Origin of the sequence: Streptomyces sp. NPDC014995, from assembly GCF_043080745.1 — a bacterium.
Lineage (GTDB): Bacteria > Actinomycetota > Actinomycetes > Streptomycetales > Streptomycetaceae > Streptomyces.
Map to the genome: position 1 here is coordinate 31,369 of NZ_JBIBVX010000027.1, position 16,487 is coordinate 47,855.

The 16,487-nt window shown below is 72.9% G+C and carries 11 protein-coding genes and 1 pseudogene; 8 read left to right on the plus strand and 4 right to left on the minus strand.

Features of this window, described 5'->3' with window-relative positions:
- Window positions 1–19 precede the first annotated feature (19 nt).
- Complete coding sequence (locus ACF1A1_RS37135) at window positions 20–316, plus strand: sarcosine oxidase subunit delta (protein WP_392006301.1); 297 nt, start codon at window positions 20–22, stop codon at window positions 314–316.
- A pseudogene (locus ACF1A1_RS37140) lies at window positions 313–1,121 on the plus strand (2Fe-2S iron-sulfur cluster-binding protein); the annotation flags it as partial. The gene ACF1A1_RS37135 and the pseudogene ACF1A1_RS37140, both read left to right, overlap by 4 nt.
- Before the next feature lie 76 nt (window positions 1,122–1,197).
- Here ACF1A1_RS37140 and ACF1A1_RS37145 read toward each other — a convergent pair.
- From ACF1A1_RS37145 to ACF1A1_RS37160, 4 genes are all read right to left on the minus strand, one after another.
- Window positions 1,198–1,656, minus strand: a complete 459-nt coding sequence (locus tag ACF1A1_RS37145) for an SRPBCC family protein (protein WP_392006303.1) — start codon at window positions 1,654–1,656, stop codon at window positions 1,198–1,200.
- A 130-nt stretch (window positions 1,657–1,786) separates the two neighbouring features.
- Window positions 1,787–5,557: a CHAT domain-containing protein gene (locus ACF1A1_RS37150; RefSeq protein ID WP_392006305.1), complete on the minus strand. Its 3,771-nt coding sequence runs from the start codon at window positions 5,555–5,557 to the stop codon at window positions 1,787–1,789.
- 48 nt (window positions 5,558–5,605) lie between these two features.
- A complete protein-coding gene (locus ACF1A1_RS37155; RefSeq protein ID WP_392006307.1) occupies window positions 5,606–6,613 on the minus strand; it encodes a hypothetical protein in 1,008 nt (335 codons plus the stop codon).
- The gene (locus tag ACF1A1_RS37160; protein ID WP_392006309.1) at window positions 6,610–7,068 is read right to left on the minus strand and encodes a hypothetical protein; all 459 of its coding nucleotides are present in this window, start codon (window positions 7,066–7,068) and stop codon (window positions 6,610–6,612) included. The genes ACF1A1_RS37155 and ACF1A1_RS37160 overlap by 4 nt, the downstream gene beginning before the upstream one ends.
- Before the next feature lie 669 nt (window positions 7,069–7,737).
- Here ACF1A1_RS37160 and ACF1A1_RS37165 point away from each other — a divergent pair.
- From ACF1A1_RS37165 to ACF1A1_RS37190, 6 genes are all read left to right on the plus strand, one after another.
- Entirely contained in the window at window positions 7,738–8,814 is a 1,077-nt protein-coding gene (locus ACF1A1_RS37165) for a LacI family DNA-binding transcriptional regulator (protein WP_392006371.1), read from the plus strand.
- A 282-nt stretch (window positions 8,815–9,096) separates the two neighbouring features.
- Window positions 9,097–10,479, plus strand: coding sequence for an extracellular solute-binding protein (locus ACF1A1_RS37170; RefSeq protein ID WP_392006311.1), 1,383 nt, complete (start codon window positions 9,097–9,099; stop codon window positions 10,477–10,479).
- A 2-nt stretch (window positions 10,480–10,481) separates the two neighbouring features.
- Window positions 10,482–11,387 (plus strand): carbohydrate ABC transporter permease, encoded by a 906-nt coding sequence (locus ACF1A1_RS37175; protein WP_392006313.1) that lies wholly within the window; start codon window positions 10,482–10,484, stop codon window positions 11,385–11,387.
- Window positions 11,384–12,304 carry a carbohydrate ABC transporter permease gene (locus ACF1A1_RS37180; RefSeq protein ID WP_392006315.1) on the plus strand — a complete coding sequence of 307 codons (921 nt, stop codon included), beginning with the start codon at window positions 11,384–11,386 and terminating at the stop codon, window positions 12,302–12,304. Before ACF1A1_RS37175 ends, ACF1A1_RS37180 begins: the two co-directional genes overlap by 4 nt.
- A gap of 29 nt (window positions 12,305–12,333) precedes the next feature.
- Window positions 12,334–14,577, plus strand: a complete 2,244-nt coding sequence (locus tag ACF1A1_RS37185; RefSeq protein WP_392006317.1) for a beta-galactosidase — start codon at window positions 12,334–12,336, stop codon at window positions 14,575–14,577.
- A gap of 79 nt (window positions 14,578–14,656) precedes the next feature.
- Window positions 14,657–16,459 (plus strand): RICIN domain-containing protein, encoded by a 1,803-nt coding sequence (locus ACF1A1_RS37190; RefSeq protein ID WP_392006319.1) that lies wholly within the window; start codon window positions 14,657–14,659, stop codon window positions 16,457–16,459.
- The last annotated feature ends 28 nt before the right edge of the window (window positions 16,460–16,487 follow it).

The window sequence follows — 16,487 nt, forward strand, 5'->3', positions numbered from 1 at the left end:
AAGTCGAGAGAAGGACACCGTGCTGCTGATCACCTGCCCGTGGTGCGGTCCGCGGGATGAGACCGAGTACCACTACGGGGGACAGGCCCACGTCCCCTACCCCGAGAACCCCGCGGACCTCGACGACCGGCAGTGGGCCGAGTACGTCTTCTACCGCGACAACCCCAAGGGCCCCTTCGCCGAGCGGTGGATGCACAGCACCGGCTGCCGCCGCTGGTTCAACGTCCTGCGTGACACCGTCACCTACGAGGTGCTCGCCGCCTACCGGCTCGACGAGCCCCGCCCCGAACTGCCCCAGGCCGGAGGGAACCGATGACCGACCAGCACTTCCGGCTCCGGCAAGGGGGCCGCGTCGACCGCGGCACCGTGCTGCGGTTCACCGTCGACGAGCGCGAACTGACCGGGCACCCGGGAGACACCGTCGCCTCGGCGATGCTCGCGAACGGCGTCGTCGAGGTCGCCCCGTCGCTCTACCGAGGCCGCCCGCGCGGCATCGTCGCCGCGGGCGTCGAGGAGCCAAACGCCCTGGTGCAGCTCGACGGCCCGTGCTCGGAGGGCATGCTGCCCGCCACGACCGTAGAGCGGTACGACGGCCTGACCGCCACCACACTCTCCGGGATGGGCCGGCTCGACCCGGCCCCCGACCCCGCCGTCTACGACAAGAAGTACGTCCACACCGACGTCCTGGTCGTCGGCGCCGGACCGGCCGGGCTCGCGGCCGCCGCCGCTGCCGCCGGCTCCGGCGCGCGCGTGATCCTCCTCGACGACCAGCCCGAGCCCGGCGGTTCGCTGCTCTCCGGGAGCACCGAGCGGGCCGGCGCGCAGACCGCCCTCGAGTGGGTCGCCGAGGTCGGCGCGGCACTCGACGCCGCCCCCGAGGCCGTCGTCCTGCACCGCACCACGGCCTTCGGGCCGTACGACGACAACTACGTGCTGGCCCTGCAAAGGCGCACCGACCACCTCGGAGCCGATGCCCCGAACCGTCCGCGGGCATCTCCCGCCAGCGGCTGTGGCACATCCGGGCCCGTCAAGTGGTCCTGGCGACCGGCGCGCACGAACGTCCGCTGGTCTTCGCCGGCAACGACCGGCCCGGGGTGATGCTCGCCGGAGCCCGGCGGACGCCTCCCTCAGGGCCGTGGGGAGGGCGTCCGCGCCGACGCCGCGGCGGTCGGGTGGGGGCCCGACGGTGAGGAGCGCTCATCCAGGAGTGACACGGCCGCGCCACGAACCGGTCTCGCCGCCGCGCTCCTCGATGTACTCCTTGAACCGCCGCATGTCGCCCTTGACGCGTCGATCGATCACTCCCAGCCAGTCGGCGGTCTTCTCCGCCGGCCCGCTCGGCTCGACGTCCATGGTGAGCTCCACGCGGGTGTGCGTGTCGTCCAGGCGCTGGAAGCGGACCATGCCCTTCTGCTGGGCGTCACCGCCGGTGGTGCGCCAGGTGATCCTCTCGTCCGGGAGCTGGTCGACGATCTCGGTGTCGAACTCCCGCCGCACGCCGCCGATCTTGGTCCTCCAGTGGTTGTGGGTGTCGTCGAGCTGTGCCACCTCTTCGACGCCCTCCATGAAGTTCGGGAACTCCTCGAACTGTGTCCACTGGTTGTAGGCGGTACGGACCGGGACCTCCACCTCGACCGATTCCTTCACTGTGCTCATGACTGTTCCTCCCTCGTAGGTCGACCGCACGGACGGCGGTTCCGGCGCCGGCATCGGCGCCCGAGCCCGAGTACCCCGCATCGGCATCGGTACGGCCCGATCGAGATTCCGGTGACCGGGCGCCGCGGCTTCACGCGCCCACGTGCACGTACGACGCCCACCGGCCGGGCGCGTGGGGCATCCGTGCGCGCAGGGCGCGGACCGAGTGGTGGAGGGACTGCGCGGCAAGCCCCGGGTCCGGTGGGGTGGTGCGGGCCAGGCGGGTGTAGAAGTCCTCGGCCGCCTGCGTCGCCACGGTGTCCTCGACGCTCCACAGGGTGGCGACCACCCGCCGGTAGCCGGTGAACTGAAGGGCGTGGGCGAGGGTGATCGCCTCGTCGGGGACTCCGGCTCCTCCCATGGCCGTCTCGCAGGCGGACAGGTAGACCAGCTCCCCGGGCCCCTCGGACCGGGCGGTGGCGAGTTCGGCCACCGTCAGCAGGCCGTCGTGGAGATGGAGTCCGGTGCGGGACGGAGCCATGAGGTCCTGGCTGCCGTGGCAGGCGATGTGGGCCCAGGCGTGCCCGGCGAGCGCGGCGCGGACGGCGTCGCGCGTGGCCCCCGGTCCGTCGAGCAGCAGGTGGCCCCGGCCGGGGAACAGCCGGGTCACCGCTCCGGCTTCCCGGCGTACGCCGTGCAGAACGGGCAGCCCGGGCGCTTCGGCGACGGCGACGGCCAGCAGTCCGGCTCCCCCCGCACCAGCGTCCCCACGCCGGCCGCCACCCCGGGCGGCCGCGTGCACCAGGCTACGCAGCGTCGGGGTGTAGGAGCTGACGACGCGGTCCAGGACGCTCTCGCCGGGCGGGGGCCGGTCCGAGCCCGGATCCGCGGGACGTCCCGCCGCATGGAGGGGCAGCAGAGCGAGCGGTCCGGTGGGACACCACCACAACCGTGTCCAGGGGCCGTGCGGCGGTACGGGGGAGGTGAGGCCCAACGCCTCCAGCACGGGCGCGGCGACCGCCTCCCACAGCCACTCCAGTGTGCCGAGGAGAGTCTGTTCGCGGACCATGCGCGCGGCGATGCCCCCGGCGCCGACGGCACGGTCGGCCTCGTCGAGCGCGGTGAGGAAGCGGACGACGCGTGCGTGCGCGTCGTGGGCGGTCAGGCCGGGCAGCGGCACCACCCGCACGGCGCTGCCCGTCACGATCAGGGCGTCGCAGCGCAGTGTGCTGACGTTGACCAGGACCACCGGTCCGGGCAGCGCCGACCGGAGCTCGCGCAGACGGGGCCGCCGCAGGAAGTTCTCGAAGCCGGGCAGCCCGCGTACCTCGTCGATCAGCGCGTCCCACGCGTGGGCCGGTGCCATACGGCGGTCCGCGGCGTCGTGCTGCTCCAGCCAGGCCGGGCGCTGCGCGACGGCCGGTGCGGACGCACCGGCCCCGGAGCCGCCGGTGAAGGGAACGCCGGTGAGGGGGACCGCGGGCGGCAGGGCGGCGGCCCCCGTGCTGCCGGGCGCGTCCAGCGCGGATCGGACCTGGTCCAGGCGGGCCGCCAGCGCGGGAGCCGCGGCGCGCAGGGCGTCGAGTTCGGTGTTCTGCTCCAGCAGCTGCGACCACAGCACGGACCGTCCGCGTTCGAGGAGCTCGACGGCCTCTTCCGGCCGGCCCGCGGCCAGCGCGGCCGCGGCGGCGTCCTGGGCCAGTCCGGCGCAGTCGGCCAGCAGCTCTTCGCGCTGGGCGCGGCCCAGGCCGCGCCAGGCGAGCAGCGGCAGCAGATCCACGGCGGCGGCCATGCCCTCCACGGCTTGCGCCCAGTCGTCACCGAGTTGTGCCGCGAGCCCGCCCCACGAGGTGGCCGCGGCGATCCGGTCGGCCGCCCCGGCACTGGGCAGCCGCGCCGCCCGCTGCCAGACCGCGATGGCCTCGGCCGCGCTGTCCCGGTCGCCGGTGCGCCGGTGTCGCGCGCTCAACAGCTCGGCCAGCGCGGACAGGTGACGGCCGTACACGGGACCGCCCGCCGGGCCGGCGCGCACCGCCTCGCGCAGCAGAACCTCCGCCTCCCGCGCGTCGCGGGCGTCGCCCGTCTGCTGGTACCGCCGGCGCAGCGACGTACCCAGATTGGCCGAGCACATCGCCCGATCGGCGACGCCCACCGCCGCGTCGAGGGCGGCGCGGTGGGCTTCGATGCCGTCGTCCAGATCGGCCAGGTCCGCTGCTGTGCGCCGGAGTGCTTCCCCGGTGCGCTCGCGTGGTTCGTCGCCGTCGCCGTACTCCAGCCGCCAGACCCAGCGGGTGAGAAGGGTGTTGCCGAGGTTCTGCCGGCATGTCGCATGCAGCGGATGGTCGCGCGGGGTGGCGCGCACCGCCCTCCGACCGGCGTGGACGGCCGCGTCGAGGTCGGCGGGGTCCAGGCGTTGGGTGAACCGCTCCTGATGGGCGATGCCCAGCTGGTTCAGGTACATGCCCCGGTTGGGGTCGCCCGGGGTGGCGGCCGCCACGGCCTCGGCCGCGGCGGCGACCGCCGTGTCCACGTCGACGGGGTCGGCGAGGAGCCGGTTGCGCAGCAGCGCCAGGGTGCTCAACTGGAGGTGGAGCAGGGCCGTCGCGGTGTCCTCGGGAGCCACGGTGCGCAAGCCCTGGCGGACCGCGGCGATCGCCTCGTTCAGGTCCGCGGCGTCGCCGTCGCGCTCGAACCGCAGGCGCAGGGCTCGGGCGTGGTTGTTGAGCAGCATCACCCGCGACGGGTGCCGGACCGGACAGCGCCGCAGCGCCTTGCGGCCGGCGTCGAGCGCCTCGTCCAAGTCCTCCGGGTCGCCGGTCAGTCGGCAGCGGATGTGCAGCGCGGTGGCCAACTGGTCCAGGCAGGCGGGGTGGTCCGCGCTGCGTGGGGGCGAGAGGCGCAGGGCCCCTCGTGCGGCGGCGACGGACTCGTCGAGATCACCGATGTCACCGGTGCGTTCATGACGGCGGCGCAGCGCGAGGGCCAGGTTGACCAGCACGGCCACGGCACCGGACGGGTCACCTGCCGACGGCGGTTCCGGCCTGTCGGCGTCGTCCGGATGCTCGTCGCGAGCGGGCAGGGGCAGGCCCATCGCGGCGAGTGCCGCCCGCCCCGCCGCGATGGATTCGTCGAGGGTGCGCGGATCGCCCCGGTACCCGTACTGCGTGACCAGAACACCACTCAGTGTGCTCAGGCACGCGGTGCGCGGGAAACCGTCCGCGGCGGCCTCCGCCCCGTTGCGCGCGTGGGCGACGGCCTCGTCCAGGTCGGCCCGCGCCCCCCGGCGTTCGTACCGATTGCGCAGCGCCAGGGCCAGGTTGTTGCAGGCCCCGGCGTACGGCCCGTGCCGCGGGCCTGCCGCTGCGACGGCGTCCCGGCCGGCGCCGACCGCTTCGTCGAGGTCGGCCGGCGCTCCGGTCAGCAGATGCCGCTCGGTGAGAAGACCGCACAGGGCGGTCAGGAACAGGGCTCGTTCCGGCCCGGCGGTAGCGGGGTGCCGTGCGGCGGAGCGCACCGCGTGAATCGCGCCGTCCAGTTCGCGTGCGTCACCGGTGATCCGCAGGCGGGCCCGCCGCACTTCGGCCACGTGCGCGAGGAACTGCGTGAGCGGCGGCAGGTGGGGAGCGGGTTCAGCGGCTCGTCCGCGCAGGCGGACCGCCGATTCGGCGCTTTCCAGGGCGCGGTCGAGGTCGCCCTGCGCCGCCGCGCCGCCGGCGAGTTCGGCACGGAGCAGGAAGAGGGCGGAGGCGAGATGGGCGGCGATCGCCAGCTGCCCCGGACACTCCGCCGGTACGCGCGCGTGCAGCGCCTCCGCCAGCGCCAGCGCCCGCTCCACCGCGGGAGGTTCGCGCCGCACCCTGGCCTGTTCGTACGCCGCCACGGCCTCGGCGGCGAGCTGTTGCAGGCTGTCATCCCACGGCATCCGCTCAGCGCCTCCCGAAGTTCATCCGGTCCGCCCGTCCCTCGCGCGTCACTGCGTGTCTCCCCCTCCTGTCCCCTCGGGCGTCGGCTGCCTCCGGCGCGGACGGCAGCAGCACCCCTCCGGCGCCGGCTCGGCGTGCTCGTAATCCACCTCCAGCGCCCTGCCCTGCCGCCAGAAGGCCGACAGCTCGGTGTTGATCCGGCGCTCCTGCTCCGGGTCACCGGGTACGGGCAGGTGCAGCGCCGGATACAGATCGAAACGGTGCAGGTCGAAGCAGACGCGCACGGCCTGCCCGTAGCCCAGCGCGGCGTGCACGGCCCCGTGGTACGCCAGCCGCGACAGCAGCAGTGGCACCGGCGCGAGCAGCAGCCACCAGCCGGTGCGGGCCAGCAGGACGGCGCTGACCGCGGCGCACAGAGCCGAGACGACGCTGACGCGGCAGGCGGCGTCGAGGGCGTCGCGCCGGTCCTCCACGGTCTGCTTGGCCACGTCGCCGAGGACCGTGTACAGGCGGGGCCAGGCGGTCGGCCCGTCCCACCCGTAGGGGGCGCCGCACCGGTCCTCGGCGGCGGCGAGCGCGTTGCCGAGCCGGGTGGGGCGCAACAGGTGCGGCTGCTGCGGGAAGCGGGCGCGCAGCGCGCTGTCGGCCAGCCCCGCCAGGTGGACGGCTTCCGGGCCCGGCGGTTGGTCGCCAGACAGCTCCGCGGCGCGTGACAGCCGCTGCCGGATTCGCTCCTGACGTCGCAGACCCCGCCGCGCCAGAGCCCCGCACCAGGAGGGCCAGTACCCCTCCAGCAGCCTGACGCACGACAGTTGCAGCGGGTGGAGCGCCAACGCCACCACGATCGTGCCGAACAGCAGCAGCACGGCCCCGCCCGCGCCCAGCGTGCCGACGCGCCGCCAGGCGGCACCCCAGTCCAGGGCGGCCCCCGGCGCCCCCGCAAAGACGAGCAGCAGCACGAACAGGAAGCCGGCGCACACCGGTACGTAGCCGATGACGAAGAACCGGCCGCCCAGCGCGGCGGTGGGCGGCCGCCCGATCGCGGTCAGGCTCACCGCGCCATCCGCATCGCGCCGTGACCGGCCGTCGGACACAGCGGGGGCGCCTCGTCGGCGGCTATCCGGTACGTGGCCCGCCCGCACTGCCCGCACCGGTAGCGGTACGCCGTGAACCGCGTGGGGGTGCCGGGGAGCGTGCCGTGGTCCCCGGCACCGAGTCCGCCGCGCAGGGGAGTTTCCCCGTCGTAGGGGTCGGCCGCGGGCACCTGCTGCTCGAAGCGGACCCGCGCGGTGGAGCCGACGGGCCGCCCGTCCGGGACGAGGAGGACGCTGTTCAGCGCGGGGTCGGTGACGAACACGTACCTCAGCGTCTCGATCAGTTCCGGCAGGCGCGTGCCGGCGGCGAACTCCAGCCGTGCCTGCCCACTTCCGCCGTCTCCGGTCGCGTCCGGCACTCTCGTGTCGTGCACCAGCGCCTCGTACCCCCGCGGCGCCTCCGGCCCCGTTTCCACTTCGCATCCTCCCCTTCGCCGGGCACAGGCGCGGGAGTTCCTGCGGCAACTGCCCGGCCGTGCGAGTGGGGAACGAGTGTAGGACCCCGCGAGTGCCCGAACCGCACCGTGAGCCCGCGCTTGGGGGCGACACCGGCTCGCGCTCGGAGTCGTGGGCACGTCCCCGCCAGGGTTTCCCCCGCTCGTCCGCCGGCCCCGAGCAGCGCGCCGCAGGGCGTCGCGGACCCGGATCACGACCGCATCGCCACGCACTGCGCCGGCAGGCCCTGCCCGGACCGGGGTCCGCGCCCGGGTCACCGCCCGGATCGAGGTCGCGCGTCGGCACGGCCGGGGCGCGACCGAGGACAGCGACCAGGCGTCCACCTGAGGCCCCGGCCGCGTCGGCCCGCGTGCACAGGCGCTGAGTGTCGCGCCGGTCCACGCGGAGGCTCGGTGAGGGTGCGCCGGGGCGTGCCCTACGCCGGCGATTGCCGCGATGTTGTGCGAAGTCTTGACACGTCCTGTTCGGCTGCGTAGATATGACTGCGCAGTCATGACAGCGCAGTCATACAACCGGAACGGTTGCGGGGCGGCCGGCTCTGACTGGCTGACACGTGAGCCGTCGGACACCGGGAGACACCAGTGACGCGAGTGGGAGGACGGGGCGGCGGCAGCCCCGCGCCGCGCAGCGTGGACGTGGCCCGACTGGCCGGCGTCTCGCAGAAGACGGTGTCGCGCGTCTTCAACGGTGAGCGGTACGTCACCGCCGAAGTGCGTCGGCGGGTGCTCGGCGCTGCCGAGGAACTCGGCTACCGGATGAACGGCGCGGCCCGGGCCCTCGCCTCGGGGCGCACCCGCTCCATCGGCGTGGTCGCACTCGGAACCGCCCTGTACGGACCCGCCTCGCTCCTCATCGGCATCGAGCGGGCCGCCCGGGACGCGGGCTACGCGCTGCGGGTGGTCAACACGCTGGAAGGCGATCCGCAAGGCGTCTTTGGGGCCGCGGAGTCGCTCCTCGAACAGGGCGTGGACGGCATTGTCGTATCGGAACCGATCGACGAGGGCGCCGTCTCCCTCAGCGTCGACGTGCCGGTCCTCGTCCTCGGTGCGCCCGCGGCCTTCGGCGGTCCCCGAGCGGTGACTGCGGGGGTCGGCGCCGAGTCGCTGGCCCGGGCGGCCACCGAACACCTCCTGGACCTCGGGCATGTGACGGTCCATCATCTGGCCGGTCCCCGGCGCTGGTTCGCCGCTCGGGACCGGCTCGAGGGGTGGCGCGCGGCGCTGGTGGCACACGGCAGGGAACAGCCGCCCGTCATCGAGGGCGACTGGTCGGCCGCGTCCGGCTACGCGGCGGGCCGTGAACTCGCCTCCGCCGGCGTCACCGCGGTGTTCGCCGCCAACGACGACATGGCCATCGGTCTGATCCGCGCTCTGCGGGAGGCCGGCCTGCGCGTGCCCGGCGACGTGAGTGTCGTGGGCTTCGACGACATCCCCGTCTCCGCCTACGTCAGCCCTCCGCTGACCACGGTGCGCCAGCCGTTCGACGCCGTGGCACGCGAGGGGCTCCGGCTGCTGGTGCAGGCCATCGAGAAACCGGACGCGGAGCCCGCGCCGGCGAACGGTCCACCGGTCGAACTCGTCGTCCGCGCCTCCACGGCGCCCCCGCCGGTCCGGCAGGCACCGCCGCGCGCCCGGCGCACGGCCTCCCGCTCACGCGGCCCGGCACACGCACCCCCGGCAGAGGGCGGACCGCCCGCCACCGACTGATCAGCCGTGACCCGTCGGCCCGAGCCGCACCCGCTCCGGGCCGGGCGGTGAGCCAGTGCGCCCACCGCCCTCGAAAAGGCCTCCACGACCGTGGACTTCCGCTGTACGGCACGTGACACGCGTGCCGGCCACAGCCCGCGCGGCGGACACCCGACCATGGTGACCCCGACGCCCCGGTGGCGACACCCGCGCCCCGCCCCTCACCACGCCTCTTCCTTCCCACCCGTGCGACGCGCCCTCGCCGGGCGTTTCCGTCCCTATGCCCATCGGCGGGAGTTCACCATGCCCCGATCCTTCGTTCCCACGTCCTCCATGAGCCGTCGGCGGTTCCTCGCCGCGACCGGCGCGGTCTCCCTCGGCGCCGCGCTCGCCGCGTGCGGCGGAGGCTCCGACGGCTCCTCCGCCCCCACCGAGCCGGTCAGCCAGGCCGACATCGACAAGGCGATGAAGACGCCGACCCAACTGACCTTCTGGACCTGGGTCCCCGACATCGCCCAGGAGGTCGCGCTCTTCCAGCGGAAGTACCCGGCCATCAAGGTCAAGGTCGTCAACGCCGGCCAGGGCGTCGCCCACTACACCAAGCTGCGCACCGCGCTCAAGGCCGGCACCGGTGCACCGGACCTGGCGCAGATCGAGTACCAGGCGATCCCCACCTTCACCATCACGGGCAGCCTGCTGAACCTGAGCCCGTACGGCGCCTCGGCACTGAAGGACACGTTCGTCGACTGGACGTGGGGACAGGTCGGCGGACCCGACGGCGAGGTCTGGGCGATCCCCCAGGACACCGGACCGATGGGGATGCTCTACCGCAAGGACATCTTCGACAAGCACGGCATCCAGGTGCCCACGACGTGGGACGAGTTCGCGGCGGCGGCTCGCAAGCTCCACAAGGCCGACCCGGACGTCTACCTCACCAACCTCGCGGCGAACGAGCCCGCCGCCTGGCACGGCCTGCTGTGGCAGGCGGGCGCGAAGCCGTACGCCACCTTCGGCAAGAGCGACCTCACCATCAGCGTCGACGACGCGGTCTCCAGGAAACTCGCCGCGTACTGGGGCGGGCTCGCGAAGGAAGGCGTCATCAGCACCGACCCGGACTTCACCGACGGGTGGTACGCCGGGTTCAACAAGGGCAAGTACGCCACCTGGCTCACCGCGGCCTGGGGCCCGGCCTTCCTGTCCGGATCGGCCAAGTCCACCGCGGGCAGGTGGCGGGCGGCGCCGCTGCCGCAGTGGGACGCCGCCAAGCCGGTCTCGGGCAACTGGGGCGGCTCCACGACCGCCGTCATCCGCTCCACCGAGAACCCGATCGCGGCGGCCCAGTTCGCCCAGTTCCTCAACAGCGACCCGGCGAGCGCCAGGATGTTCGCCACCAAGCAGTTCTTCTTCCCGGCGACCAAGGCGCTGCTCGCGGATCCGAGTTTCACCGGCGACGCGCCCGCCTTCTACGGCGGCCAGAAGGTCAACGAGATCTTCGCCGGCATCAGCGACACGGTCTCGACCTCCTTCCAGTGGCCGCCGTTCCTGGACCAGGCGGCGACGGACTGGACCGAGACCGTCGGCAAGTCCCTCGCCGGCAGGTCCGACACCGTCGCCGCGCTCGGCACATGGCAGTCGCGGCTCACGGCGTACGCCAAGAGCCAGGGCTTCACGGTCCGGGGGGCCTGACGATGACCGTCACGACCGCCGCCCGGGGCACACCCCGCCGACGCGTCCACCGGTCGGCCGGAGCGCTGTTCGTAGCCCCCTTCCTGATCCTCTTCCTCCTGCTCTTCCTCGCCCCGCTCGGGTACGCCGCCTACCTCAGCCTCTTCCAGGAACAGCTCATCGGCGGAACGGCCTTCGTCGGCCTGGACAACTACGTCACCGCACTCAAGGACCCCCTCCTCCTCCACGGCGTCGGCCGGGTCGCCCTGTTCTTCGTCATCCAGGTCCCGCTGATGCTGCTGCTGGCCCTGGTGTTCGCCCTCGCCCTCGACAGCGGCCTGCTGCGGCTGGCGCGCGTGATCCGGCTGGGCATCTTCGTGCCGTACGCGGTCCCGAGCGTGGTCGCCGCCCTCATGTGGGGCTACCTGTACGGACCGGACTTCGGCCCCTTCGCCCAACTGAGCCGGAAGCTGGACCTGCCGGCCCCGCAGTTCCTCACCGACGGCTGGATGCTGGGCAGCCTGGCGAACATCGTGACCTGGGAGTTCGTCGGCTACAACATGATCATCCTGTACGCGGCCCTGCGCACCGTCCCCCAGGACCTGTACGAGGCGGCCGCGATGGACGGGGCGGGCGCCTGGCGGATCGCCTGGTCGATCAAGCTGCCCGCGCTGCGGCCCGCGCTCCTGCTCACCCTGCTGTTCTCGGTGATCGGCAGCTTCCAGCTGTTCAACGAACCGAACCTGCTGATGAAGACGGCCCCGGACGTCATCACCAGCTCCTACACCGCCAACCTCTACGCGTACTCCCTCGCCTTCACCGGTCAGCAGGTCAACTACGCGGCCACGGTGTCCTTCCTCCTCGGCCTGGTCATCGTCATCGCCTCCTACGCCGTACTGCTCACCGCGAACCGCCGGAGGGCCTCGTGACGACCACCATGCCGACGGCCACGACCGCACCGGCCCCCACCGCACCGAGGCGGGGCAGGTCCGCGGCCCGCCGCCGCAACACGCCGCTGACGATCGCCATGCTGGCGGCCCTCGCCTACTTCCTTCTCCCGCTGTTCTGGCTCCTGGTCGCCTCGACCAAGAGCACACAGGACCTGTTCGACAGCTTCGGCCTGTGGTTCTCCCGCACCCCGCAGCTGCTGACGAACATCCGGACCACCTTCACGCAGGACGACGGCGTCTTCGTGCACTGGCTGCTCAACACCGCCGTGTACGCCGGCGTCAGCGCGCTCGGCGCCGCGCTGCTCGCGGCCGCCGCCGGGTACGGGTTCGCCAAGTTCCGCTTCCGCGGCGACCGCGCCGCCTTCAACCTCGTCCTCGGCGCCGTCATGGTCCCGGCCACCGCCCTGGCGATTCCGACCTATCTGCTGTTCGCCAAGGCCGGCCTGGTCAACACGCCCTGGGCGATCATCCTGCCCTCCCTCGTCAACCCCTTCGGCCTCTACCTCATGCGCGTCTACGCCGAGGACGCCGTACCGGACAGCCTCCTCGAGGCCGCCCGCATCGACGGGGCGGGGGAGGCGCGGATCTTCTTCCGGATCGTCCTCAGGCTGCTCGCCCCCGGCCTGGTGACCGTCCTGCTCTTCACGCTCGTGGCGACCTGGAACAACTACTTCCTGCCGCTGATCATGCTCAACGACCCGAACCTGTACCCGATCACCGTCGGCCTCGCGTCCTGGGCCGCCCAGGCACAGAACGGCGGAGCCGGCAGCAGCAGCGACATGCTGCCGCTCGTCGTCACCGGTTCCCTGATCTCCGTCGTCTCGCTCGTCCTCGCCTTCCTCCTGCTCCAGCGCTACTGGCAGAGCGGCCTGGCCGCCGGCGGCGTCAAGCAGTAACGCCCCTACTTTCCCTGGAGGTCTCCCTCATGGCGGAACTGCCCGCCCGTGTCCTGTTCGGCGCTGCCTACTACCACGAGTACACGCCCGCCTACGACCCCCGACTGAACCCCGCCGACCAGCTCAAGGCGGATCTCGACCTGATGGCCGAGGCCCGCTTCACCGTGATCCGCGTCGGCGAGTCGGTGTGGTCGACGTGGGAGCCGGAGAACGGCCGCTTCGACCTCGACTGGCTCCAGCCCGTCCTCGACGGCGCCCACGAGCGCGGCATCTCCGTCATCCTCGGCACACCGACGTACGCGGTACCACCCTGGCTGGCCCGCCAGTACCCGGAGATCACCGGAGAGCGGCGCACCGGTGAGCGCATCGGCTGGGGCGCCCGGCAGGAGGCCGACTTCACGCACCCCGCCTTCCGCTTCCACGCCGAGCGAGTGATCCGCAAGGTCGTCGCCCGGTACGCCGACCACCCCGCGGTCATCGGCTGGCAGGTGGACAACGAACCGGGCCTGCACCTGTTCCACAACCGGGGCGTCTTCCAGCGCTTCGTCGACCACCTGCGGGAGAAGTACGGCGACGTCGAGACCCTCAACCGCGAGTGGGGCCTGGTCTACTGGTCGCACCGGCTGTCGACCTGGGCCGACCTGTGGACCCCGGACGGCAACGAACAACCCCAGTACGACCTCGCCTGGCGGGAGTTCCAGGCCCGCCAGGTCACCGAGTTCATCGGCTGGCAGGCCGACATCGTCCGCGCGTACGCCCGCCCCGAGCACTTCGTCACCACCTGCATCTCCTACACACGCCAGGGAGTGGAGGACGACGAGCTGTCCGCCCGGCTCGACATCGCCTCCGGCAACCCGTACTACGACATGCAGGACGGTCTCCTGCTCCCCGACCCGACGCCCGACGGCCACGAGCAGGTCTGGAAGACCACCGGCGTCTGGTCGATGTACCGGACGGCGGACTGGATGTTCTCCTCCCGCCAGGAACCGTTCCTGGTCACCGAGACCAACGCGGGCTCCATCGGCTTCGCCTGGGACAACCGCCCCGCCTACGACGGCCAGTGGCGGCAGGCCGCGTGGGCGCACGTGGCGCGCGGCGCGCGGATGATCGAGTACTGGCAGTGGCAGACGCTGCGCTTCGGCGCGGAGACGTACTGGGGCGGCGTGCTGCCGCACAGCGGACAGCCCGGCCGGGCCTACGCCGAACTCGCCCGTCTGGGAGCCGAGTTCGACACGGCCGGCCCGCTCGTCGCCGGGCTCGAGCCCCACGCCGACATCACGATGGTCTACTCGACGCCGAGCAAGTGGCTCATGCAGAGCCACCCACCGCTCGCGACCGCCCACGGCGACCCCGATCCCGCCGCCTACCACCGCATCTTCGACTCCTTCTACCGCGGTGCGTTCGAGGCCGGCCGCCAGGTGCGGATCACGCACGCCCGGCAGCTGCACGACCCGCGCGGCGTCGGGATCCCCCCGGCCGAAGGCGGGGGGAGGGAGGGCATGCCGCCGGAGGAGGCCGCACGCCGCCACCCCGTCCTGGTCGTACCGGCGCTGTACGTCGCCGCCGACGCGAGCCTCGACTGGCTCGCCGCCTATGCCGCCGCCGGCGGTCACCTGGTGCTCGGCCCGCGCACCGGATACGCCGACCACGAGGCCCGGGCCCGGCACGAAGCGGCACCCGGACGCCTCACCGAGCCCGCAGGCGTGCACTACGACGAGTTCAGCAACCTGGTACGCGACATCCCGGTCCGCCCGGCGCCCGGCAGCTCGCTGCGGCTGCCGGAGGACGCGACGGCGACCCGCTGGGCCGACGGCCTGACCGTGTCCGACGCCGAGGTGCTCGCCGTGTACGAGCACCCCCACTTCGGCCGCTGGCCCGCGATCGCCTCCCGCCGCCACGGCGAGGGCCGCGTCACCCACGTCGGCACGGTCCCCGGCCGCGCCCTCGCCCGCGCGCTGGCGCAATGGCTGGCACCCGCCGCGTGCCACGGCTGGCGGGACCTCCCGGAATCGGTCACCGCGACGACCGGTACCTCCCCGGACGGGCGCCACGTCCACGTCGTCCACAACTGGAGCTGGGAGCCCGCCCGGGTCACCGCCCCCGTGCGGCTGACCGACGTCCTCGACGACGGCGTGGTCCCCGCGGGTGCCGAAGTGGAGCTCGCCGCATGGGATGTGCGGGTGTTCGTCACCGCCGGCCTCGGCGTCCCCGGCGTCCCCGGCGTCACCGGCGGCCCCGGCAACTCGGCCGTCGGGGGCGGCGGCCATGCGTGAACGACGACTGGAACGGCCGTCACCGCGACGGTCGCCGAAGAACCGACCATCAACCGTGACCATCCCCCAAGGAGGGGCTATGCGGAGAACCCGGCTGGGAAGAGCGCTGGGAACCTTCATCGTGGCGTCCGCGATGTCGGCGGTACCCGTGGGCAGCGCACAGGCCTACGACCCGACGGGCGGGATCATGTACCAGCTCGGCAGCGAGCCGTGTCTGAAGGGCCGGGGCAACTGCGCGGTCTACCCGAAGTCGGCTCAGTTGCCGAGCGGGCGTCTGGTCGCGTCGTTCGAGAAGGCGACCGTCGTACCGGCAACGGGGAGCGCGGACGGAGAGACGCTCCCGGTCTACAAGAGTGACGACCACGGAACCTCCTGGCAGCCGCTGTCGCAGGTCAAGGCTCCGGCGTACCTCTCGAGCGACTCCCGGTTCGCCAAGTACACGAGCAACTGGACGAACCCGTACCTCTACACGCTTCCGCAGGACGTGGGGGAGCTGAAACAGGGCACGCTGCTCCTCGCGAGCGTCGTGTCGGGCGACGACTACTACTACAAGGAGCACAAGGCGGCCGACCCGAACTGGACGCCCTCCAACGACGGGGACCGCAAGGACGTGGCGATCGCCCTGTACTCCAGCACCGACGAGGGCGTGACGTGGAAGGTCCTCAACGTCGTCGCGACCGGCGGCTGGCAGGGCGGCAGCGCCGGCGCGATCGGCCGGAACGTCGCGGCCGCCAACACGTACCGGCAGGTCGACCCCGTCTGGGAGCCGTACCTGATGGTCCACAAGGGCCGGCTCGTCTGCTACTACTCGGACGAGAACGACTACCTCGGCTTCGACCCGGCCACCGGTGTCCCGACGCCGGACCCGGCGAACGACACCGCCACCGACTCGCAGGGCCAGATCCTCGCCCACAAGACCTGGGACGGCCGCGCCGCGCAGTGGAGCGCCCCCGTCGTCGACGTCGCGGGGCTCACCCAGAACATGGGGGGCGGCAAGACGCAGATCGGAGGCGGGCGGCCCGGCATGGCGAACGTCGTCCGCACCACGGACGGCAAGTGGCTCCTTCCCTACGAGTACTGGGGCGGCGGCGTCAACACCAGGTACGCGATCGCCGACGACCCGCTGAAGTTCGCCGCCGGCTCCTCGGGCAACCCCGTCACCTCGCTGCCGGTCGACCCGGGTTCCCGCCCGCTCGCGACGAACGGCAGCCCGGTCGTCATCAGGCTCCCCGGCGGGCGCCTGGTCTACAACGCCGCCGGCAGCGGCAGCGTCTGGGTCAACGAGAGCGGGCGCAGCGACGGCGTGTGGAAGGAGTACCAGACCACCTCGCAGGCCGCTTACAGCCGCAACCTCCAGTACGTCGAGGGCACCGGCCGCATCGTGATCCTCAACAACCAGGGCACCTCGACGATCGCCTACGCGGAGGTCGACCTCGGCCGCTCGGACGGCGCCTACTACCAGTTGGTGAACCGCAGGACCGATCAGGTGATCGGCACCGGCAACAGGACCAACGACGCGAACCTCGGCAACGCGGACGTGCCCGACGTGCGTCTGGAGGAGCCGGGCTCCGTGGCGAACGCGGACACCCAGTACTGGCACGTGGTGACCGAACCGAAGGGCGGCGTGACGCTGCTCAACAAGTCGGGCGGCCGCGCGGCAGCCATCTGGACCGGGAACGCGACGGCCGGCCAGCGGATCGGCCAGTGGGTCGACAACAGCCCCACGGGCAGCTGGAACCTCGTCAAAACCACCGACGGCTTCTACCGGTTGCAGTCGGTCAAGAACCCGGGCCTGTACCTGACCGGCGCGTCCGACGGGGCACCGCTCACCCTGCAGAACGCGGTCGCGGACGGCTCGCAGGACTGGGAGCTCGTCCAGTAGCGGGCCACTTCGGCGGAGGCCGGGACCG

Excerpts from the sequence above, each read along its gene's own strand:
- ACF1A1_RS37185 (WP_392006317.1), top strand. The coding sequence starts at position 12,334 with ATGGCGGAACTGCCCGCCCGTGTCCTGTTCGGCGCTGCCTACTACCAC.
- ACF1A1_RS37175 (WP_392006313.1), top strand. The coding sequence starts at position 10,482 with ATGACCGTCACGACCGCCGCCCGGGGCACACCCCGCCGACGCGTCCAC.
- ACF1A1_RS37190 (WP_392006319.1), top strand. The coding sequence starts at position 14,657 with ATGCGGAGAACCCGGCTGGGAAGAGCGCTGGGAACCTTCATCGTGGCG.
- ACF1A1_RS37170 (WP_392006311.1), top strand. The coding sequence starts at position 9,097 with ATGCCCCGATCCTTCGTTCCCACGTCCTCCATGAGCCGTCGGCGGTTC.
- ACF1A1_RS37145 (WP_392006303.1), bottom strand. The coding sequence starts at position 1,656 with ATGAGCACAGTGAAGGAATCGGTCGAGGTGGAGGTCCCGGTCCGTACC.
- ACF1A1_RS37150 (WP_392006305.1), bottom strand. The coding sequence starts at position 5,557 with ATGCCGTGGGATGACAGCCTGCAACAGCTCGCCGCCGAGGCCGTGGCG.